We start from the raw sequence: 21,500 nt of genomic DNA on the forward strand, positions 1-21,500 counted from the left end.
ACTTATTTGGCTTTAATTCAATACTTTATGGGCCAAATTATGATTTTAATATTGATGCTTTTATACTGTTAAATCTATGTAAATATGTCTTAAAAATTGCTTAATATAAATCCTAAAGTATATATTTTCAAAATCCTAGTAATCGAGTACTTATACTTAATTCAGCTGGAAACGTAAAAACTCGCTTGCAATAGAATATATTAAATAGTTTTCTTTATAGGGACATGCTTCACTTTTGAGATTGCGTATTTCTATTATTTTTAAGAGCTATCTTCGGATTTAACTTAATTATATCTTCCTAAAAAATAAAAGAACTACTTTAAAATATAAGCATATTTTAAAGTAGTTCTTGCAATTTATTTAACTAAAGTTTATTATTTTTTACCTTCTACATAAGCATTTTTAAAGTAGATAGTGTTCATTACAGATACTCTAGCGCCTTTAACATAATCTTTTATACCTATTGTTCTAGTGTAATAGTATAAAGGAATAACTGGCATATCATTCATTAACATATCTTCTGCTTGATGCATTATATCAAATCTCTTTTGTGGATCTAATTCTTTCTTTGCAGCATCAATTAAAGCATCATATGATGGATTGTTATATCCGCAATTATTTTGATCTGATGTTGATTGGAACATATCTAAGAAAGTCATAGGATCCACATAATCAGCATTCCAACCATCTCTTGCAATCTCAAATTGTTTTTGAACTCTTGTTGTTAAGAATACTTTCCATTCTTGGCTTTGAAGTTCAGCATTTACTCCTATCTTTTTCCACATATCTTGAATCGCTTGCATTGTATCACCGTGACCAGACTCTGGGTTATAAAGTAGTTGAAGTGTTGGTAATCCTTGACCATCTGGATATCCAGCTTCAGCTAATAATTTTTTAGCTTCTTCTACATTTCCCTTTGGATCAAAATAAGTAGTTTTTTCTGTATAGTCTTTTCCATCTGGACCTATAATTCCTTTTCCTACAATACCATGAGCAGGAATTTGGCCAGCCTTAGTAACATTATCAACAATTGATTGTCTATCAATTGCAAGATTTAAAGCCTTTCTTACCTTTGAATCACTTAAAACCTTAGCAGCATTTGGATCTACAGCTTTTGCCTTATCTGAAACATTTACTGATAAGAAATAAGTTGCTAAATTAGGGAATGACTTAGCACTTCCATCTTTTAAAGCACCTTGTACATCAGATTTTGGAACTGTATCAACTACATCAAATTGACCTGATTTATAACTTGCCCATGCTGATGTTTCTTCTGCAACAAATTTTAAGTTTAACTTATCAAGTTTAACTTTATCTTTATCATAGTAATTTTCGTTCTTTTCTAAAACTACTGAGTCTTTTATTGTATAATTTGTGATTTTAAATGGACCATTAGAAACTAATGTCTTTGCATCATTTGCCCAATCTTTATTACTTTCAACAACCTTTTGATCTACTGGGAAGTAGTATGATTGTGCTGTTAACTCTAAGAAATATGGACATGGAGCTTCTAAAGTAACAACTAGTGTATTATCATCAGTTGCCTTTACCCCAACAGCATCCGCATTTCCTTTTCCTTTGTTATAAGCTTCTCCGCCTTTAAGATAGTATAATGCATAAGCGTATTCTGAAGCAGTTTCAGGATTTAATAATCTCTTCCACTCATATTCATAATCACTTGCTTTAACTGGATCTCCATTTGACCATTTAAGATCCTTCTTTAAGTGGAAAGTATATGTTAGTTTATCATCAGATACATCCCATTTCTCAGCTTGACCTGGAATCGCCTTTTCATTCTCATCTAATTCAGCTAAACCTGAAAAAGCATTTGCTAATACAGTAGTTCCAGTAGTATCTGTACACAATGCTGGATCTAAAGTTCTTGGATCTGCTCCTAAATTATAAGTTATTTCTTGTTTACTTGCAGCTGCTTTATCTCCACCTTTATTTGAACCACAACCAACTAAGATTGACATTCCAAGTGTTGCTGCCAAAGCTACTGCACAAAGTTGTTTTACTTTGCTTGTTTTCATTTATATTCCCCCTTAATTTATTATTTATTATTTATATCTGTTTAAATCATTTTTCCCAAAATTCTTTAACAGTATGCTAAATATCTAATTATTTTTTTATTTCTTAATTATTATTAAATTGTAACTAATTACTTTTCTTGATAAACATTAGTTATCATACAAGTGGCATGCCACGAAATGACCTGGTTTTACTTCCTTTAACTCTGGATCAACTTCTGAACAAATTGGCTTTGCATATTTACATCTACCCTTAAATCTACATCCTGGCGGTGGATCTATTGGCGATGGAATATCTCCTTCAAGCACTATTCTTTTGCTATTCTTAGCTACATCTGGATCTGGTATTGGTACTGCCGAAAGCAATGCTTGTGTATATGGATGTAATCCTTCTGAATAAACTTTATTGCTTTCTCCCTTTTCAACCATTCTTCCAAGATACATAACTCCAATATGGGTTGATATATGTTTAACCATTGAAAGATCGTGAGCTATAAATAGATAAGTTAACCCAAGTTCTTCTTGGAGTTCTTCAAGCATATTTATAACTTGAGCTTGAATAGAAACATCCAGCGCTGATATAGGTTCATCACAAACTATTAGTGATGGTTCAACAGCTAATGCCCTTGCAATACCAATTCTTTGTCTTTGCCCACCTGAAAATTCATGTGGATATCTATTTATATGATCACTAGCAAGCCCAACTTTTGATAATAAACTTCTTATTCTTTCTGTTCTTGCTTCACCTGTTAGCAACTTATGAATATCTATAGCTTCTCCAATTATGTCCCCAACAGTCATTCTTGGATTTAAAGATGCATATGGATCTTGAAATATCATCTGCATTTCTTTTCTTAATGGAACCATTTCTTTTACTGAATTCTTTGTTATATCTTTTCCATTAAATATTATTTGTCCTGATGTTGGTTCATAAAGCTTCAATATTGTTCTTCCTGTAGTTGTTTTACCACAACCAGATTCACCTACAAGTCCTAAAGTCTCTCCCTTTTTAATTGTAAATGAAACTCTATCTACAGCTTTAACATAACTATTACCCTTAAATAAGCCCTTTTTTGCAGGGAAGTACTTACATAAGTCTTTAACTTCTAAAATTATATCTTTATTAGCTTCCACTACTTTATCCTCCTTATAGGTGATTCAACTTCCGGTGCATCCTCATGGCATAACCAACATGCTGCTTTATGTTTTTCCCCTACTTCAAATAATGGAGGCTGCTTTTGAATACATATCTTCATTGCATAGTCACATCTAGCTGCAAAAGGGCATCCAACTGGTGGATTTAATAAATCTGGTGGTTGCCCTTCAATTGGAATAAGCTTTTCCTTTATATCTTCTTTAGGATTTGGAACGCTTCTTAAAAGTCCCCATGTATACGGATGTTTCCCTCTGTAGAATATATCTTCTGTTGTTCCAGTCTCTACTATTATTCCACCGTACATTACATTTATCCTTGAACAAACATCTGCAACAACTCCCAAGTCATGAGTTATTAATATAATTGCAGTATTAAGCTTTTCTCTTAAATCCTTCATTAAATCTAAAATTTGAGCTTGAATAGTAACATCTAATGCTGTTGTTGGTTCATCTGCAATAATAAGCTTTGGCTCACAAATTAGACTCATAGCAATCATCGCTCTCTGCCTCATACCACCTGAAAATTCATGAGGATATTGTTTCATTCTCTTTTCAGGGCTTGGAATTCCAACTAATCCAAGCATCTTTATAGCTTCTTTTTTTGCTTCTGCTCTACTAATTTTTCTATGTTTTAAAAGAGGCTCCATTAATTGGTCACCTATTGTATATACAGGATTTAATGATGTCATAGGATCCTGAAAAATCATTCCTATATCATTACCTCTTATAGTTTCCATTTCAGATTCCCTAATATTAGAGATATCTTTTCCATTAAAATGTATTTCTCCACCAACAATTTTTCCATTATCAGCTAGAAGTCTCATTATAGACATCATAGTAACACTTTTACCACAACCTGATTCCCCAACTATTCCTAATGCCTCTCCTTTTTCTAAGTAGAAGGATACTCCTCTTACTGAGTGTACTTCACCAGCACTAGTTTTAAAGGAAGTTTGTAGGTCTTTTACATCCAATAATCTTTCCATATACTCTTTCTTCCTCCTATCTCTTGTTCTTAGGATCTAATGCTTGGCTCAATCCATCACCAAAAAGGTTAAACGCTAATATAATTATACAAATCATCGCTGCTGGAAATATTAATTGATATGGATATGTATAAATACCAACCATTGCTTCATTTGCTAAAGTTCCAAGAGATGCTCTTGGAGCAGCTATTCCAAGACCGATAAAACTCAAAAATGCTTCAGTAAATACTGCTTCAGGAATTAATAGTGTTAATGTAACCATTATTGACCCTATACAGTTAGGTATTAAATGCCTTATTAATATTCTTGCATTTGATGCACCTAATGATTTTGCTGCAAGAACAAATTCTTGTTGCTTTAATTGAAGTATATCACCTCTAACTATTCTAGCCATTCCAATCCAATACGATATAGAAAGTGCTATTACTATTGTAAGAAGTCCACTTCCGCCTGAACCTGGCTTGTTTAAAATAGCCATAAATATTATTACATATATAGTTAACGGAATTGCATATATAATATCAACTATTCTCATTAATATAGCATCTACTTTTCCACCAAAGAAACCAGCTATTCCACCGTAAAATACTCCTATTACTAAATTAATAACTGCCGCTAAAACCGCAATAAGAAGTGAATATCTTGCTCCATAAAAGTTTCTAACGAATAAATCTCTTCCAAGATTATCTGTTCCAAACCAATGCTCTGCTGAAGGTTTCAAATATGTTGACGATAAATCATTTGCTGCATAATTGTATTTAGATAACCATGGAACAAAGATAGCTCCAAGGATTACAGCTACTATTACAACAAGTGATATTATAGCAAACTTATCTTTTTTTAATCTCATCCAAGCATCTTTCCAATAACTAATACTTGGTCTTACTGATACCTCAATTTTCTTTTCTTCTTCGCTTAGAGGAGTAAATAAATCCTTTTTAACTTTTAATCCATTTTCCATCTTCTCTTCCTCCCTAAACTTCTGCATCTTGTAGTTTTATTCTTGGATCAATTAATACGTATATTACATCTACAAAGAAAGCAAAAAATACTAACATTGTTCCATAGAATATAGTTACTCCAAGCAGCATACTGTAATCTCTATTTGTAACTGACTGTACGAATTCATTTCCAAGCCCTGGAATCGCAAAGATCTTTTCTGTTACAAAACTTCCTGTTAATATGCTTGCTATTAATGGTCCAATATATGTAACTATTGGTATCAAAGAATTTCTCAATGCATGTTTGAATATAATTGTAGTTTTGCTTAAGCCTTTTGCTTTCGCAGTTCTTATATAATCAGCTTTCAATACATCTATTAATTTACTTCTTGTAAGTCTTGTGATAAATGACAATGGTGCTGCTGCTAGTGCCATACATGGCATTACATAATTCTCCCATTCTCCAAATCCAGTCGCTGGTAATAACCCTAACTGAACTGCTAGTACATATATTAAAACCGCACCTATTACAAAACTTGGTATAGTTATGCATAATGTAGAAATAAACACTATTAATTTATCCGGCCATTTTCCATTTTTAAGAGCTGCAAGCACTCCAAGAATTATACCTGTTATCACGGCCATTCCTACTGCTACGCCTCCAATTTTTGCAGATGCTGGAAAAGATTTAGCTATAGTATCTGTAACGCCTCTTCCCTTAAAAGTCATTGATTCGCCAAAATCTCCTTGAACTAAATTCTTCATGTACATCCCATATTGCTCTAATACCGGCTTGTCCATTCCATATTTAGCTTCCATATTTGCCTTAATTTGTGGTGTTAACTTTTCACCATCAAATGGTCCTCCTGGCATAAGTCTCATTAGAAAAAATACTATTGTGATTATAGCCCATATGGTTACAAGGCTTATAAGAAATCTTTTTCCAATATATTTTAACATGTATTTCTCTCCTTCTTTTTTTATTTTATATAATTTATTTTTTAATATTTGGAAATTCTGTATGATTATTTAAAATTCTTAATAAAATTTTAAATATTTTCTGTTTTCTTGGAAGCGCTTCCACATTCGCTTAAAAATTTCAATATATTATGGCAATGGAGTCATTAAACAAAACTAAAATGTCTAATAACTCCGTTGTTATCTATTTATCAATATTTAATTTTTACTCCATAAAATTTAATTTATTCTCAATTTAATACTATAATAATAATCTTATTCTCTAAAAATGTCAATATTATATTTGAAATAGATAATATCAACTCTATACAAATTTTATAAAATATTACCATTATGATGAACTAAATATATGCATTATAAATCTAAATATTCTTGATTTTAACTAGTTTCTAATGATTAATATCATATTCTTCTCACCCTAAAGATATAACTTATTATCCCAATTATAATTTCTTTGTATTTTAAAAAAATATAGAGCATTTTTATTAAACTCCATACTTTTTTTGATATCATAATCTAAAATAGCATATATGCTTGTTGTCCTAATTTATTTATAGATTTAAATTATTATTATCATTAGACTTTTTATCTTTTACTTAATTTTATAAATTTCTATAGTTTATATTTGTTTCTTCTATATTTAATCTATCGCCTCTTACTTGATGAACTTTTTACAATTAGTTTGCATAATAGATTTTCTACTTGTTCAAGCACTTCGCTAGTATCGCACTCTAACAAATTTGCAAAAAATCTACTCAATGTTCTGATCTCACTATCAGGATATATACCCTGATAAGATTTGAGCATTTCCACAAACGTAATATAATTAGCTTCTACATACGTACCCGTATTATCTTTTTTTCTTAATGCCTGCTTAATTAAATCTAAATCCTCCCCACCTGTATTTGCAAAAGCAATTTCTGAATAATTGCCTGCTAAAAGAAAATCATCTAATATATGACTACTCATAACCATTTCCTTGTTTATAATATTTTTATAGCTTGTAAATAGTATTTCAACAGCTTTTAAAGAAAAAAGCCTAGTATATTCAGTTGCTCTGGGAGATAAATACGATTCAATGGCATGAATTAATGCATTTATAGAGCTACTTATAAGCAGGTCTAGTGGTAATTTGCTTAGTAATTCTGTTATCATAACTGTACTATCAGCATATAATTCATCTGCAACAAGGCTTACTTTCATATTATTTTCTTTTAATTCTAATGCAGAAACATTATTTACTTCACTTCCGATACCAAGTTTAGTTGGGACTAATACTAATTCTTTTTCTTTAATTATTTCTAACTTATTATTGTATAAATCTACAACTGGAGAAATATTTGTTAAGGAAAATAATTTTCCAATCTCTAAAATACATTTCTCGCCAATAGCAATAATCCTCTCATGAGATATTCTTCTAACATGTTCATACATACTCTCAACGATATCCTCAGACATATCTCCAATTCCATAGTTCTCTTTAAACAAAACTGCTGCCTCATTTACATTAAATTTCAAGCAATTATTATATATTTCTTTTCTCGTAATTATCAGATCATCTTTGCCTATGTGGAATTCCCTACAAAAAGTTTTACAATCATTATATTTGTATATCACAGGACCTAGCATTAATTGTCTCATAAGCACATATCTCCTTATCATGAAAAAGATGCTATATACATTGATATATAGCATCTCTACTTCTAAATATTAAATTCCTTTTTTGTATCTTCCAATGCTGTATCCATTCTCTCAATAACATTATCCATATCTTTTTTTGAAATAACAGCTGCCGGTTCAAAGCGGATGCATTTAGCATTTACTAAAGTTCCTGCAGTCATAACGCCTCTTTTAAATAACCCCTTAGCAACAGAGTATCCTATATCACTTTCACGAAACTCTACTGCTAACATAAGTCCGGTACCTCTTACCTCATTTATAACCGTAGGATACTTCTTCCATAACATTTCTAACCCTGACTTTAAATATTCACCTTTTTCTTTACATTGTCCTGGAACATCATTTTCTAGCATATATTTTATTGTAGCAAGCGCTGCTGAGCAGCAAACTGGATTCCCCCCAAAAGTTGGTGATCCTAAAAGCCATGGATTGTCCACTAATTCCTGTGTCCACATTTTGGGTCTACATATAATACCTGTTATTGGCATTATTCCTCCACCAAACGCCTTACCAAAAGTCATGATATCAGGAGTTACACCTTCTGCTTCGCATCTCCACATTGTTCCAGTCCTGCCCATTCCAGTTTGAATTTCATCAAATATCAGAGCAACTCCATATTCATCACATATTTTACGAACTTCTTGCAAATAACCTTCTGGTGGAATGATAATCCCTGCTTCACCTTGTATTGGCTCTAGTATAACAGCTGCAACTTTCTCTCCTACTGCATATAGATTACTTATAGCTTTCCTTATATCTTCTGCATTGCCATATTCAACGTGTTGAACTTGCTGTACCATTGGTGTATACGGCACTCTATATGTGCTCTTCCCCCCCATTGAAATAGCACCCATTGATTTACCATGAAACGCTCCCACTGTTGAAATGTACCATCTTCCACCTGTTGCAATTCTTGCAAGCTTTAATGCCATTTCTACTGCTTCTGCTCCTCCATTAGTGAAAAAGCAATATTCTAAATCACCCGGTGTAATTTCAGCAACTGCTTTTGCAAGGTATCCTCTTAATGGATCTAATAATTCTTGTGAATGTAATGCTTGATGATCGAGCTGTGCTTTTACAACATCAAGTATTTCCTCATTTCTATGCCCACATGTATAAATTCCAAATCCACCTAGGCAATCTATAAATTCTTCTCCATATAATCCTGTGCAATAGGCTCCCTGATCTGTCCATTCTACAACTGCTGCATTTGTTGATACTGATTTTCTGTATTTAAGCCATCCTGGACTTACATAGTTATCAAAATAATTTATTGTATCCTTTGTAATTGATTCTTTTTCCTCGTTTGTTAATCCATCGCTTTTTATATATCCTATAACTCTGTTTAAATCTTCAATAATTTGTTCTCTTTGTGCCATAATAATTACTCCCTTTCTAAAATTAAAACGACGCATTACAATGATTTTAAATCAGTAATACGTCGTTGTATTTAATCTATTTTCTTTATTGATATTATTATAAATCAGATGCCCTAGTTAAAACAATTCTCTCAATGTATGGTTATTGCATTATTTTAGAAGTACGTATACTACTTTATAAGTATCTTCTTTCCTTGTTAGTATATACTTACAATAATATTTAAGTATTATAACCTCATGTACAATTTATGTAATTTATGGTAAAATACCTTTAATAATCTCGCATATTTATAGAATATTTGTGCAGATATAAATATTAGTAATATATAGTTATGGAAGGTATCTATATGCAAAATAATGAATTTCTATTAATAAATAATATAATTTATCAGATATATAGCATTCCGGATTTTGATACAATGAAAATAACATTTTTGAACCTACTAAAAATGCTAATTCCTAATACAGCCTCCAGTATTTTAATGGCTGACCATACTAATTCGAAGAACTTGGTATGTGATCCCATCTGTGTCCCTGAGGTTTACTCAGATACTGAAAAAAATTACCTTTTAAATGAAGATGAAGATTATACTCGTTGGGTAATGTTGAGTGGACAATGCCTACTTATTCGTGAAAGCGATTTAATGCCTGAAGAAGAGAGAGTTAAAACAGTACTATATAAGAAATGCTACGAGCCATTTAGGCTTCATTACTCATTACAATTAAATCTCGTATATAATGATTTATTTTTAGGAGTTCTCACAATTTATCGTAGACGAGAAGAAGGAGATTTTACCTCCGATGAGATGTTCATTGTAAAGGCCTTTAGCGATCATCTCAATCTTCGCTTTTATGAATATTATACAAAGGATTCAAAAAATTCTTCCAATATATCTTTCTCTATGGCAAATCTAGCCTCGAAGTATAATTTAACTAATCGCGAAGTAGAAGTTTTACAATTAATCTTTCAGGATATGAATAATGATGAGATTGCAGATAAACTTTGTATAAGTGGATATACACTAAAAAAACACATTCAGAACTTATATCGTAAGTTCAATGTGTCTACAAAATGGAACTTATTAAAATTTAGAGAATAACTTAATACTTAAAGTGAAGTGCGAACAACAAAAATAGAACATATATGTACTCTATTTCGGTTGTTCGCACTTCACTTTATATTCTTCACAAAACCAATTTTAGTGTTCGTACCAGCCAATTGGTCCTGGGGTTAAATTGATGTTTATTTGTTTTATTTCTTGGTATTCTTCTAAACCGTGGACACCTAGCTCTCTACCATATCCACTCATTTTATATCCTCCCCATGGTGCTTCGTTGAAAGTTGGATTATAACAATTAATCCACGTGATGCCTGCTCTAATTTCCTTTATTACTTTTAATGCTCTAGTTCCATCTGATGTAAATACTGCTCCTGCCAAACCATATATGGTATCATTTGCTAATGATATAGCTTCTTCTTCTGTTTTAAATGTTTGTATTGTCACAACAGGTCCAAAGATTTCTTCTTTTACAATTGTCATATCTGAAGTACAGTTATCAAAGATAGTTGGTCTCACATAATAGCCTTCTGTACATTCCCCTTCTGTATATCTTTTACCACCACAAACTAGAGTTGCACCTTCTTTTTTACCCATCTCAATATATTTTAATACTGTTTCCATATGCTCTTTCGAAACTAATGGTCCCATGTCAGGATTATTTACCGGATTACCTATAGTCATTGCATTAGCCTTTTCTGAAAGACGTGCAATAAATTTATCTTTAATTGATTCTTCAATAATAATACGTGAACCTGCTGAGCAAACTTCTCCTTGATTAAAGAATATACCAACCATGGCCCATTCAACAGCTCCTTCAAAGTCAGCATCAGCGAAAATAATATTTGGAGATTTCCCCCCAAGTTCTAGCCCAACTTTTTTAAGATTTCCTATAGCAGCTCTTGCAATACTTTGTCCTACTTCCGTGCTTCCTGTGAAAGTAACCATGTCTACATCATTACTTTCAGCTATTTCCTGCCCTACAGTTCCACCTGAACCTAATACTAAATTAACACATCCTTTTGGGAGTCCTATTTCATCAAATATTTCAAATAATGCAATTGTTGATAAAGGAGTGTTTGAACTAGGTTTAAATACGATACTGTTTCCTGCTGCGATTGCTGGTGCAAGCTTCCAAACAGCCATTAAAAATGGATAGTTCCAAGGAGTAATCTGTCCGCAAACTCCCACTGGTTCATGCACCGTATATGAATGCATTTGTCCAAAACCATCATTTACATCATAAACTCCACCATATGGTTTAGTAATTAATCCCGCATAATATCTAAAGCAGTGAATTCCATCATCAACATCCCCCTCAGCCTCACGAAGAGGCTTTCCATTGTCTATTGTATCGAGCATTGCAAATTTATCTCTTTTTTCTGCTATCTTATCTGCAATTTGTAAAAGAATATCAGCACGAGCTTGTGCATTCATTCTCCTCCATTCACCTTTTCCATAAAAAGATTCTTTTGCGGCTGCAATTGCTAGCTTAGTATCCTCAATCCCACCTTCTGTTGTCTTTGCAATTACTTGTCCATTAGCTGGATTTATTACATCTCTCGTCTTTTTAGAAATAGCTTCCACCCATTCACCATTGATGTACATCTTTTTAATTTCCATAATATCTCTTCCTCTCATTTAATTAATATAAGATCTCTCAACTTATTTTTGCTAACAATTTATTTTGCTGTGAATTCCACAGATTAATTTCTATCAACAATTAATTTCAAAGTCTAATAAATATCTGTAAAGCCTGATTTCTTAAGCATATTCTGAAGAATATATATGGTAAAGAATACTTATTCTTAAGAATATTTATGGTAATATTCCGAAGAATATATATTCTAATATTCTCAAGAATATTTGTGGTAGACCTTATTAGTTTATTCCATACTTCTCATTGCTCCCAATTCCACATAAGACACTTATCTTTAATAGTTTTCCCTGCACTTATATCCAATACTTCTTTCCCTTTTAGTGTCATGACTCCATTTACAAAAACATATTCAATGCCTTCTGGCCTTGTATCTGTGGCTCCAAAGCATGGATAATCTGCTTTATCTTCTATTATTTTTGCATCAAATATTAAAATATCTGCATCAGCTCCAACTCCAATAAATCCTTTATTTATTAATCCTAAGCGTTTTGCCGGCATATATGTGCATCGTCTTATAGCGTCTATTAAAGTGATTCTATGCTGCTCTCTTACCATAGTTTTAAAGAATTTAGGATATGTCCCTGCATCTTGGGGATGACCTGGAACTCCAGCCTCGTATAATGTCCCTGCATCTGTAGAGACCATTACATAAGGTTTTTCTAGGATTTCAAATACTTCATATTCTTCTCCTACCATGCCTATGACCGTATCATCCGGATAATTTCCTCTAAGTTCTTCATACATTTCTTTGGTTAGTCTCTTACCTTTATATTTACCAGTCCCAGCTATTAAGCTGCTATAATCGCATCCCCACTTTTCTATGCAGCCTTCATCAAAAACAGCACTTCCAATGGAAGTCGCAAATCCACTATACATTCCGCTATCTACGGATATATCTAGCCCTTCGGCTAAAGCTTCTTCTATCATATGAAGAGCTTCTGTTGCCATTCCCATTCCAAACTGATAAGTTAAATGAGATATATTTACAGCTGCACCTGTTTTTCTAGTTATGTCAATAGCTTCTCTTAAGCTAGAAAGGCCACCATAAGAGTCTGACCTTGTATGAATTGATACTAACTTTCCATATTTGGCTGCAACTTTTGCTATTTCTAATACTTCCTTCCTTGAGCTTCCAGGAACATATTCAAGTCCGAATGATAATCCGCTGACTCCAAATTCAAATGCTTCTTCAAGGATAACCTTCATCTTTTCAATTTCTTCATCACTGGATGATTTATATCTATCAGTAACCCCAGCTTGTTCTCTCAGAGTAGTATGTCCAATTTGTTCTATTTGATTGATTAAAAAACTATCATACTTATTGTAGAATTCCTTAATATTTTCTGGAGACATTCCACAATTACCATTGTATACTGTAGTAACTCCCATGGCTGCTAGCACTCTAGCACAATCTAAATCCCCCTCTACATGAGCATGAATATCTATAATACCTGGACATACTATTTTGCCACTTACATCTAATTCAGCGTTACCTTCCATCTCTTCTCTTGTTATCGCTCTTATTTTTCCATTTAGAATTCCAATATTAGCAATAGTACTCTTTTTTCGCTTTGGATCTATTATGGTTCCATTCTTAATAACAACATCATATTTAATCATTAACTCACCCTCTTATTATTCAAGTTAGTAAACCTTTATTCCTTATTATCTTTATGAACGTGAAAATAAATAACAGGTAAACATACTGTTCTACTATTCTCTTATTGTGCCTTAAGCTTCCTAACTTGAAATGCAGTATTTAAAGCTATAATTATAATAGTTATAACCATTATTACTGTGGATAAAGCATTTACTTCTGGTGTTACTCCAGTCTTTACCATTGAGAAAATTTTAAGTGGAAGTGTTGTACTTCCTGGTCCAGCTGTAAAGAAGCTAATTACAACATCATCAATGGATAATGAAAATGCCAGCATAGCACCAGACAAAACTCCTGGCATTATGAGCGGTAACGTTACTCTCCAGAAAGTTACAATCCTATTTGCACCTAAATCCATAGCTGCTTCTTCAAGATATTTATCAAATCCAGCAAGTCTTGCTCTCACTGTTATTACAACAAAAGGAATACTGAAAGTAATGTGAGATAAAGTAATACTAATTAATCCTAAAGGAATACTAAGAACTGAATATATTGAAAGTAGAGCAATACCAAGTACTACTTCTGGAATTACTATAGGGATGTATAATAATTTATCTATTACATCTCTTCCTCTAAATCTGTATTTACTTAGCCCTATAGCACCAATAGTTCCTATAATAGTTGAAATAATAGTACTTATAATCCCAATAATCAAAGTATTTGAAAGCGCCTCCATTAAAGTTCTATTTTTGAAGAAGGTCCCATACCATTGAAAAGTGAAATTTTCGAAAGTAATATTTAACTTTGAAGTATTAAATGAAAAAATAATTACATAGAAGATAGGAAGATATAAGAATAAGAAAACAAGATAAATATAAATATTTTTAAATATTCTAGATATATTCTTTTTCTGCATCTTTGTCATTTTACATACCTCCTAAGTCGTCCATATTACCACCTGATTTTTGGTATAACCATACAAGTACCAAAGTAATTACAATTAAAAATATTGAAATTGCTGATCCGAGTGGCCAATTCCTGGCGGTTATAAATTGAGTTCTAATAACATTACCAATTACTTGAGTTTTACTTCCTCCAAGTAAGTCAGTAACAAAGAAATATCCTAATGAAGGAATAAATACTAGAATACTGCCTGCAAATATTCCCGGCATCGTAAGTGGTAAGGTGACTTTTATAAAAGAAGTAATAGGTTTTGCTCCTAAATCACTACAGGCTTCCAAAAGCGATTTATCCAATTTTTCAATTGAGCTATATAAAGGTAAAATCATGAATGGTAATAACATATATACTAGACCTATCATGACCCCGGTTGTATTATATACTAGTTGAAGTGGTTCATTAATCAATCCTAATTTCAACAATAGTGAATTAATAATACCATCCTTACGAAGTAAATTGATCCATCCAAAAAGTCTAATTAATGAACTTACTAAAAAAGGAACTATTACCATAGCCATAAAAACTGTCTTCTTTATAGTTGTTTTTTGGGCTATAAAGTAAGTAAATGGATATGCAATTACTATGCAGATTATAGTCGTAAAAGTCGAAATCAAAAATGATTCACCAAAAACCTTTAAATATAACGGATCAAATACTTGTACAAAATTATTTAATGTAAATCCAATGACAACTCCACCGTAAGCCCCCTTGTTCATAAAACTCATAACGAAGACATAAATAAATGGAATAGCTACTAGCAAAATCATCCATGCTGAAACTGGACCAACTGTGGTTATAAGAGGCATGTTTATTTTCTTTTTACTTTTCATTTAAGCACCTCCTTATTTTGTTTGATTATCTACTGTAAATACGGGATTATCTACAACATTGAAGACTTCTTGGCTTTGTGATTTAATAACAACTGCATCTTCCTTTTCCCAATACACATATACTTCTGAACCTATTGGTAGTAATTCCACTTTTGGAGTAGTATTCATCTTTATCTCCATTCCTGTTGGAAGCATAATTATTGTTTTATTAACATTTCCAATATAAACATGTTCTTTTATCTTTCCTACAAGGGTAAACCCATCTACTGGCTCTTTAGATAATTTTATATTTTCTGGCCTTACTAGAACATAAATTATTTCATTATCGATAACCTGAGAATCTAATACTATACCATCTCCATTTTCTAACTTTACTTTTAGTACATCATTTCCTAGCTTATTCGCAACTCCATAAAAGATATTTGACTCGCCAATAAAATCTGCCACAAATTTAGATTTTGGCTTTTCATATATTTCCTTTGGTGTTCCTATTTGCTCTAAATCTCCTCCATACATAATTGCAATTCTATCACTCATTGTAAGTGCTTCTTCTTGATCGTGAGTGACATAAACAAATGTAATTCCCAACTTTTTTTGAAGACGCTTCAATTCAAATTGCATTTGCTTTCTTAATTTTAAATCCAAAGCTCCTAAAGGTTCATCTAGCAGCAAAACCTTTGGTCTATTTATAAGGGCTCTTCCTATTGCAACCCTTTGTTTTTGTCCACCAGATAATTGATCTGGTTTTCTATTTTCAAATCCCACTAGCTGCACTAGCTCGAGAATTTCTGTAACACGCTGTTTAATTTCTGCTTTGTTAACTTTCTTGACTGATAATCCAAAAGCTAAATTATCATAAATAGTCATATGGGGAAATAGTGCATAGTTTTGGAAAACTGTATTTACTTCTCTCTCATAGGGTTCAGTGTTTTGAACCTCTTCACCCTCAATATAAATGCTTCCACTAGTAGGTGTTTCAAAGCCTGCTATCATTCTCAAGGTTGTGGTTTTACCACAACCTGAGGGGCCAAGCATAGTTAAAAATTCACCTTTTTTTATGTCAATAAATAGATCCCTAACTACATGATTATCTCCGTATTTTTTATTTATATTATCTATTTTCACGATAACCTCAGACATTTAATCCCCTCCAAAGTCTTATTTTTCACCCTTATCCTTTAAACTTAGTCCATAAGTCAGTTATTTTTGATACATTTTCTCCAATATCTTGTAAGCCTTGACTTTTCTTCATTTCAGCCTCTGGGATATTCATAATATTGTTATTTTTAAAGTCGTCTCCTAGAATATCTTTAGCTGCTTTGTTTGGATTTACATATGGGAAAGTCTTTGAAATAGTAGCACTTACTTCTGGATCTAATATATAGTTCATTAGTAAGTCTGCATTCTCGGAATTCTTAGCTCCGTTCACTTTCATCATCATATCAAATGTGAAATAAATGCCTTCTTCTGGATAAACCACTTTAATTGCTGGATTCTCCTTAGCTGCTAAAGCGCATTCACCTCCATAAACAAGGCCTAATGAACACTCACCATTTAATAATAATGTTTTTGGACTATCACCGTTAAATGCATGAATATTTGGTTTCAATTGTGTTAAAAAGTCCTCTGCTTTCTTTAATCCTTCATCGCTTGTATCATTTATCTTATATCCATTTGTCATTAATCCAATCCCGACTATTGGTCTGGCATCTTCAACAACAACCATGGTATCTTTATACTTAGGATTCAATAAATCTTTATATGATTTTATATTATCCTTAATTTTATCTGTATTAACTGCGATTAATATGCTTGTACCCAGATAAGGAATACTGTATTCATTTTTAGGATCATTTGCTTCATGTAAATATTGCTCATCAATATTTTTGAAGTTCTCTATTTTACTTGTATCTAATTTTTGAATCAAATCTTGAGATTTTAGTATATTAATATCTTGAGCCGGGCCAATAATCATATCATATGTCCCTTTGCTTCCTGACTTAACTTTTGCAAGCATTTCATCTGGATCAGTAAATGTAGTCATATTAACTGTAACTCCATACTTTTCTTCAAAACCTTTTAGGACGTCATCTGGTAGATATTCGGACCAGCAGATAACATTTAATTCCTTACTTTCACCAGAATTTTCACCTGTACTTCCATTAGAAGTTGATTGAGTATTTGAACCACAGCCAGATAAACTCATTGTTACCATACATCCTATTGTTATACTTAATATAAGTTTCTTTAATATACCTTTTATCATCTAAATCACTCCTCTAAATAAAAATAGCTTTTATGCTTATAATTTCCTAACTCTTCTATCATGAGCTAAAACAAAAAAATGCATAAAGATATTCATACCTTTATGCACCCTTGCATCTAAATATTTATAATTATAAAGCCTTACTTCCTCTTTCACCTGTCCTAATACGAACAACTTGTTCTATATTTCTAACAAAAATTTTTCCATCTCCAACATTTCCAGTTGCTACCTTGTCTATTACTGATAAGATAATATCTTCTATTATATTGTCCTCTACTACTGCCTCGACTTTAATTTTGGGTAATAAATTTATATTTGTTTTTAAACCCTTAATCTCATTTACACCTTCTAGCGAGCCTCTTTGAGTTCCACATCCCATTGCCGTTGATATTGTCATTCCACCACAGTGGTATTCATCCAAAATACTTTTAATAATTTCTAATTTTTCCGGTCTTATAATTAATACTATTTCTTTCATAAACTCTCTCCTCCCTAATTGCAAAATTATATACAAACTTCCTTCTAGCCAACTCTTCACTACTTCTTGTGAATAATATACTATCAAAATCTTTTTATAACAATTCACCAAAAACACCATTTTAATTATCCTTTTTAATATATAGATACCCCTAAAGTAGTATTCTCATCCTCTTTCTTTAACCATCTTGAATAGCTGAACTCTATTCTTAATACCTAGCTTTCTATATATATTAAGTACATGTTTCTTTAATGTATTATTTGTAATGCATAATTTATTGCTAATCTCGCTATTCTCTAATCCATTCATTAGTTCACATAACACAGCTTCTTCCCTTTTGGTTAATCCATAAGTATCTACACACTGGGAAATAGATATTTTTTCTCCACCCATGGAATTATTATCTAGATCCTGATATAACCTAAATGCTAAATGTTCTTTAATAATATCAAGTACAAAAGAATCCTCATATATAAAATCCTCTTTTCCTTTTATTCTAAAGAAACATACTACACCAACAAACTGATTTTTGTGTGCCAATATCATATTTAGTGTGTGATGCCAATTGTTAGGTTCAAAGTACTTTTTATAGTATTCTGTCTCTACTCTCTTTTTCTCTGAAATAATATCACTTTCTCTATATACTTTACTTTTACCACCAAACATTAATCCCCTGCTATAATCTATACCGTCATACTTGTCCATGTAATTTTCATCTGCTCTAGGCTTGTAATTGTAAAATACTGGTTTAACTAATGTATGACTATTTAATTCTGATGCAATATAAAAATCAGCACTATCAAAATCTAAAACTAAAGCCATCTGAGTAAGGAAATTTTTTCGCATAGTAGTAGAATTCTCAATAGAATTAATCTGATATACTATATTGTTAATAACCATCCAATCATTTGTTTCTAAACTACGCATTTGCTAAAACTTCCTTTCCTAAAGTATTAAATAATATAAAATAAGAGGCATATGTAATTCTCTTAATGAGATATTTACATATGCCTCTTTGCACATATCCATTTATTTATACATTATTTTACTCTCTCGCTATTCGCCTTTCAACATTATCATTTGATTATTTTTTATACTAAATATACTCCTTTAGGAGTATATTTAAAGTAATTATAAAGTTATATTTTAATTGTCTTCATCAAAATATAATACTGATTCAGTTTCTCTACAATATTTAACACACATACACTGTGCTAATTTTCTTGGACATTTATAACATAAACAAGTCAGATCCTTTCCATTACATCTTCCTTGTTTTAGTTCTCCACAATCTCCGCAATTTACTCCATTTCCTGCTGGCATAATAGTATCACTACTCCTTTAATTAAACTGTATAATTTAAATATTATCTCAAAGTTAGTTAATGTCAACTTCTTAACCGAATTATTTGAAATTACAATAGTAATATAATTTAATGATTATTATCATAGAAACATCTTAACTACCAAATTCCTATTCTATCCCCCGGCTTAACATACATACCATCTTTTTCAGTAATTCCATATGTGTCATAGAACTTTTGAAATTGTGGTAGGACTGCATTTACTCTAACCTTATTAGGAGAGTGAACATCTATGATTAATGCATATGTTGCATATTCTTTTGTTGTTATCTGTCTCCAAGTGACTGCATAACTTTCAAAAAACGCTTTATAATTTGCATTATTCATTTCACCTAATATATCTAAAAGACAGGATACTCCACCTATATCTGCAATATTTTCTCCCACAGTAAGATTACCATCTAACTTTTCACCAGGCATTGCTTCAATCTGACTATAAAAATTTGCAACCTTTTGAGTTTTTTGCATGAATTCTTTATAATCCTCTTCGGTCCACCAATTATTAAGGTTACCATCAGAATCATATTGAGCTCCAGTATTATCAAAGGCATGGCTAATTTCATGGCCAATAATAACTCCAATTCCACCTAAATTAACTTCCTTAGGTGCATTTACATCATAAAAATGACCTTGAATTATTCCGCCTGGTATAATAATTGAATTTTCTGTTGCACTATAAAAAGCATTAACTGTTTGAGGCTTAAACTGATCTTCATCTTTATCCACTAGTTTGTTTATTTTATTAAACATCTTATCACGCTCAAATATTCTAAGTGTCATTGCATTTTGGAAAAGTGATCCACCTTCTTCGTATGATTTAATATCTAACTTTGAATAATCATTCCAACTGTCAGGATACGCTATCTTTATCTTTAACTTATCTAGCTTATCAATAGCATTTTTTTTAGTTTGACTACTCATCCAATCAAGATTATCAATTCTCTTTTTGTAAACTGCTATAATATCCTTTGTTATAGACTCTACATCTTTTTTAGTCTTTTCAGGAACATATTTTTCAGAATAAAGTCTTCCAATAGCCATTCCCATCATAGAATTTACATTATCAACGGCCTCTTCCTCTTTTGATACATTACCAGTTATGCCTAGCATATTACTTGCGTATTCTTTATTGGCATTTTCAAAATCCTCACTTAAATAATTTGATGCATATAGTAAATTAACTATTTCAATATAATTTTTAATGAGAGGTAAATTTTCTTGATTATATAATTTATTAAATGCTTTCAGCCATTCTGGATCTTCTAAAATAATCTTATTAGCTTTGTCTATTCCCACATAATTCATAATTTCTGGTAGATTTAAATTGGGAGCTAAATTATTTAATTCTGCTACTGTATATACATTATATTCTTCATCAATTAAATTCTTAGTTGTAGTCTTTTCCTTTTTTCCTTTAATATACGGAGCTACCATTTCTTCAAATTTAAACATATCATCAACTTTTTTCTGAGATTCTTGTTGAGTATATCCACTTAACATCAATATTTTATTATAATAATCTTCCGTTAACTTACGCTCTTTTTTGCTATTCTCTGTTGGATTAGTATATTCATCTGAATCCCCTAAACTAAGCGCAGTAGGACTTATATAAAGTATATTTGTTTTCACATCTTTTATATCTTTTTCTACAGAAAACTTTATTGTTGAGTTTAATATCCTCTTATCCTTCCAGAGCTTAGTAATATCATCTATTGTTCCAATTGATTTAATTTCATCTAAATTTTCCTTTACTGGTTTTATCCCTTCTCTATTTCTTGCTTCTATATTTAAAGTATTATTATAAATATTTATTATTTTCTTCTCATCACTATTTTCTTTATACGCATCCTTATTAATCAACAAATTGTTAATTATATCTTTGATTTGTTCTGTCACTTTATTCTCAACATCATCAAACGTAGACGCAGTAGATTTTCCATCTTCAATTTTAGCATTTTTAATCCAATCACTATTTACTGCATCATAAAAATCATCATTTAATCTTACTCCTTGACTATTGTTTGTTACTGATGATTCCTCTGCCATTGCAATATTATGTGATCCATTAGATACAACCAGCATAAATGCTACTATACTTGCTACGATACTTAACTTTTTAATTTTTTTCATTACTACACC

General features: G+C 31.5%; 18 protein-coding genes. 1 reads left to right on the forward strand and 17 read right to left on the reverse strand.

The window, feature by feature from the left end:
* Nucleotides 1-374 precede the first annotated feature (374 nt).
* From PZA12_RS24000 to PZA12_RS24030, 7 genes are all read right to left on the reverse strand, one after another.
* On the reverse strand, nt 375-2,033 hold the full coding sequence (locus PZA12_RS24000) for a peptide ABC transporter substrate-binding protein (protein ID WP_103698413.1): 1,659 nt from the start codon (nt 2,031-2,033) through the stop codon (nt 375-377).
* A gap of 147 nt (nt 2,034-2,180) precedes the next feature.
* Nucleotides 2,181-3,164, reverse strand: a complete 984-nt coding sequence (locus tag PZA12_RS24005; protein WP_012061079.1) for an ABC transporter ATP-binding protein — start codon at nt 3,162-3,164, stop codon at nt 2,181-2,183.
* Nucleotides 3,164-4,171, reverse strand: coding sequence for an ABC transporter ATP-binding protein (locus tag PZA12_RS24010; RefSeq protein WP_103698412.1), 1,008 nt, complete (start codon nt 4,169-4,171; stop codon nt 3,164-3,166). Before PZA12_RS24010 ends, PZA12_RS24005 begins: the two co-directional genes overlap by 1 nt.
* 16 nt (nt 4,172-4,187) lie before the next feature.
* Nucleotides 4,188-5,132: an ABC transporter permease gene (locus PZA12_RS24015; RefSeq protein WP_012061081.1), complete on the reverse strand. Its 945-nt coding sequence runs from the start codon at nt 5,130-5,132 to the stop codon at nt 4,188-4,190.
* 13 nt (nt 5,133-5,145) lie between these two features.
* Nucleotides 5,146-6,072, reverse strand: a complete 927-nt coding sequence (locus PZA12_RS24020; protein ID WP_012061082.1) for an ABC transporter permease — start codon at nt 6,070-6,072, stop codon at nt 5,146-5,148.
* Between the two features lie 663 nt (nt 6,073-6,735).
* Complete coding sequence (locus PZA12_RS24025) at nt 6,736-7,731, reverse strand: iron-containing alcohol dehydrogenase (RefSeq protein ID WP_103698411.1); 996 nt, start codon at nt 7,729-7,731, stop codon at nt 6,736-6,738.
* A gap of 62 nt (nt 7,732-7,793) precedes the next feature.
* The gene (locus tag PZA12_RS24030) at nt 7,794-9,149 is read right to left on the reverse strand and encodes a putrescine aminotransferase (protein WP_103698410.1); all 1,356 of its coding nucleotides are present in this window, start codon (nt 9,147-9,149) and stop codon (nt 7,794-7,796) included.
* Nucleotides 9,150-9,496: 347 nt separating this feature from the next.
* Between PZA12_RS24030 and PZA12_RS24035 the strand changes: the two genes are divergently transcribed.
* On the forward strand, nt 9,497-10,249 hold the full coding sequence (locus PZA12_RS24035; RefSeq protein ID WP_077838912.1) for a helix-turn-helix transcriptional regulator: 753 nt from the start codon (nt 9,497-9,499) through the stop codon (nt 10,247-10,249).
* A 99-nt stretch (nt 10,250-10,348) separates the two neighbouring features.
* Here the strand turns inward: PZA12_RS24035 and PZA12_RS24040 are convergent, their stop codons facing one another.
* From PZA12_RS24040 to PZA12_RS24085, 10 genes are all read right to left on the reverse strand, one after another.
* On the reverse strand, nt 10,349-11,830 hold the full coding sequence (locus PZA12_RS24040) for an aldehyde dehydrogenase family protein (protein ID WP_103698409.1): 1,482 nt from the start codon (nt 11,828-11,830) through the stop codon (nt 10,349-10,351).
* Nucleotides 11,831-12,107: 277 nt separating this feature from the next.
* Nucleotides 12,108-13,484: an amidohydrolase family protein gene (locus tag PZA12_RS24045; protein ID WP_181006002.1), complete on the reverse strand. Its 1,377-nt coding sequence runs from the start codon at nt 13,482-13,484 to the stop codon at nt 12,108-12,110.
* Between the two features lie 104 nt (nt 13,485-13,588).
* Nucleotides 13,589-14,389, reverse strand: coding sequence for an ABC transporter permease (locus PZA12_RS24050; protein WP_012061088.1), 801 nt, complete (start codon nt 14,387-14,389; stop codon nt 13,589-13,591).
* Between the two features lies 1 nt (nt 14,390).
* Nucleotides 14,391-15,254, reverse strand: a complete 864-nt coding sequence (locus tag PZA12_RS24055; protein WP_017212272.1) for an ABC transporter permease — start codon at nt 15,252-15,254, stop codon at nt 14,391-14,393.
* 12 nt (nt 15,255-15,266) lie between these two features.
* Nucleotides 15,267-16,394, reverse strand: coding sequence for an ABC transporter ATP-binding protein (locus PZA12_RS24060; RefSeq protein WP_103698407.1), 1,128 nt, complete (start codon nt 16,392-16,394; stop codon nt 15,267-15,269).
* 31 nt (nt 16,395-16,425) lie between these two features.
* On the reverse strand, nt 16,426-17,520 hold the full coding sequence (locus PZA12_RS24065) for a polyamine ABC transporter substrate-binding protein (RefSeq protein ID WP_017212274.1): 1,095 nt from the start codon (nt 17,518-17,520) through the stop codon (nt 16,426-16,428).
* 130 nt (nt 17,521-17,650) lie between these two features.
* The gene (locus PZA12_RS24070; protein WP_077838918.1) at nt 17,651-17,998 is read right to left on the reverse strand and encodes a P-II family nitrogen regulator; all 348 of its coding nucleotides are present in this window, start codon (nt 17,996-17,998) and stop codon (nt 17,651-17,653) included.
* Nucleotides 17,999-18,163: 165 nt separating this feature from the next.
* Nucleotides 18,164-18,925 (reverse strand): helix-turn-helix domain-containing protein, encoded by a 762-nt coding sequence (locus PZA12_RS24075; protein WP_103698406.1) that lies wholly within the window; start codon nt 18,923-18,925, stop codon nt 18,164-18,166.
* 219 nt (nt 18,926-19,144) lie between these two features.
* Nucleotides 19,145-19,321 carry a hypothetical protein gene (locus tag PZA12_RS24080; RefSeq protein ID WP_017212276.1) on the reverse strand — a complete coding sequence of 59 codons (177 nt, stop codon included), beginning with the start codon at nt 19,319-19,321 and terminating at the stop codon, nt 19,145-19,147.
* Between the two features lie 139 nt (nt 19,322-19,460).
* Nucleotides 19,461-21,491: a M13-type metalloendopeptidase gene (locus PZA12_RS24085; protein WP_103698405.1), complete on the reverse strand. Its 2,031-nt coding sequence runs from the start codon at nt 21,489-21,491 to the stop codon at nt 19,461-19,463.
* Nucleotides 21,492-21,500 lie beyond the last annotated feature (9 nt).

Origin of the sequence: Clostridium beijerinckii (assembly GCF_036699995.1) — a bacterium.
In the GTDB taxonomy this organism is placed as follows: domain Bacteria; phylum Bacillota; class Clostridia; order Clostridiales; family Clostridiaceae; genus Clostridium; species Clostridium helianthi.

Excerpts from the sequence above, each read along its gene's own strand:
- PZA12_RS24000 (WP_103698413.1), bottom strand. The coding sequence starts at position 2,033 with ATGAAAACAAGCAAAGTAAAACAACTTTGTGCAGTAGCTTTGGCAGCA.
- PZA12_RS24010 (WP_103698412.1), bottom strand. The coding sequence starts at position 4,171 with ATGGAAAGATTATTGGATGTAAAAGACCTACAAACTTCCTTTAAAACT.
- PZA12_RS24015 (WP_012061081.1), bottom strand. The coding sequence starts at position 5,132 with ATGGAAAATGGATTAAAAGTTAAAAAGGATTTATTTACTCCTCTAAGC.
- PZA12_RS24020 (WP_012061082.1), bottom strand. The coding sequence starts at position 6,072 with ATGTTAAAATATATTGGAAAAAGATTTCTTATAAGCCTTGTAACCATA.
- PZA12_RS24025 (WP_103698411.1), bottom strand. The coding sequence starts at position 7,731 with ATGAGACAATTAATGCTAGGTCCTGTGATATACAAATATAATGATTGT.
- PZA12_RS24030 (WP_103698410.1), bottom strand. The coding sequence starts at position 9,149 with ATGGCACAAAGAGAACAAATTATTGAAGATTTAAACAGAGTTATAGGA.
- PZA12_RS24035 (WP_077838912.1), top strand. The coding sequence starts at position 9,497 with ATGCAAAATAATGAATTTCTATTAATAAATAATATAATTTATCAGATA.
- PZA12_RS24040 (WP_103698409.1), bottom strand. The coding sequence starts at position 11,830 with ATGGAAATTAAAAAGATGTACATCAATGGTGAATGGGTGGAAGCTATT.
- PZA12_RS24050 (WP_012061088.1), bottom strand. The coding sequence starts at position 14,389 with ATGACAAAGATGCAGAAAAAGAATATATCTAGAATATTTAAAAATATT.
- PZA12_RS24055 (WP_017212272.1), bottom strand. The coding sequence starts at position 15,254 with ATGAAAAGTAAAAAGAAAATAAACATGCCTCTTATAACCACAGTTGGT.
- PZA12_RS24060 (WP_103698407.1), bottom strand. The coding sequence starts at position 16,394 with ATGTCTGAGGTTATCGTGAAAATAGATAATATAAATAAAAAATACGGA.
- PZA12_RS24065 (WP_017212274.1), bottom strand. The coding sequence starts at position 17,520 with ATGATAAAAGGTATATTAAAGAAACTTATATTAAGTATAACAATAGGA.
- PZA12_RS24070 (WP_077838918.1), bottom strand. The coding sequence starts at position 17,998 with ATGAAAGAAATAGTATTAATTATAAGACCGGAAAAATTAGAAATTATT.
- PZA12_RS24075 (WP_103698406.1), bottom strand. The coding sequence starts at position 18,925 with ATGCGTAGTTTAGAAACAAATGATTGGATGGTTATTAACAATATAGTA.
- PZA12_RS24080 (WP_017212276.1), bottom strand. The coding sequence starts at position 19,321 with ATGCCAGCAGGAAATGGAGTAAATTGCGGAGATTGTGGAGAACTAAAA.
- PZA12_RS24085 (WP_103698405.1), bottom strand. The coding sequence starts at position 21,491 with ATGAAAAAAATTAAAAAGTTAAGTATCGTAGCAAGTATAGTAGCATTT.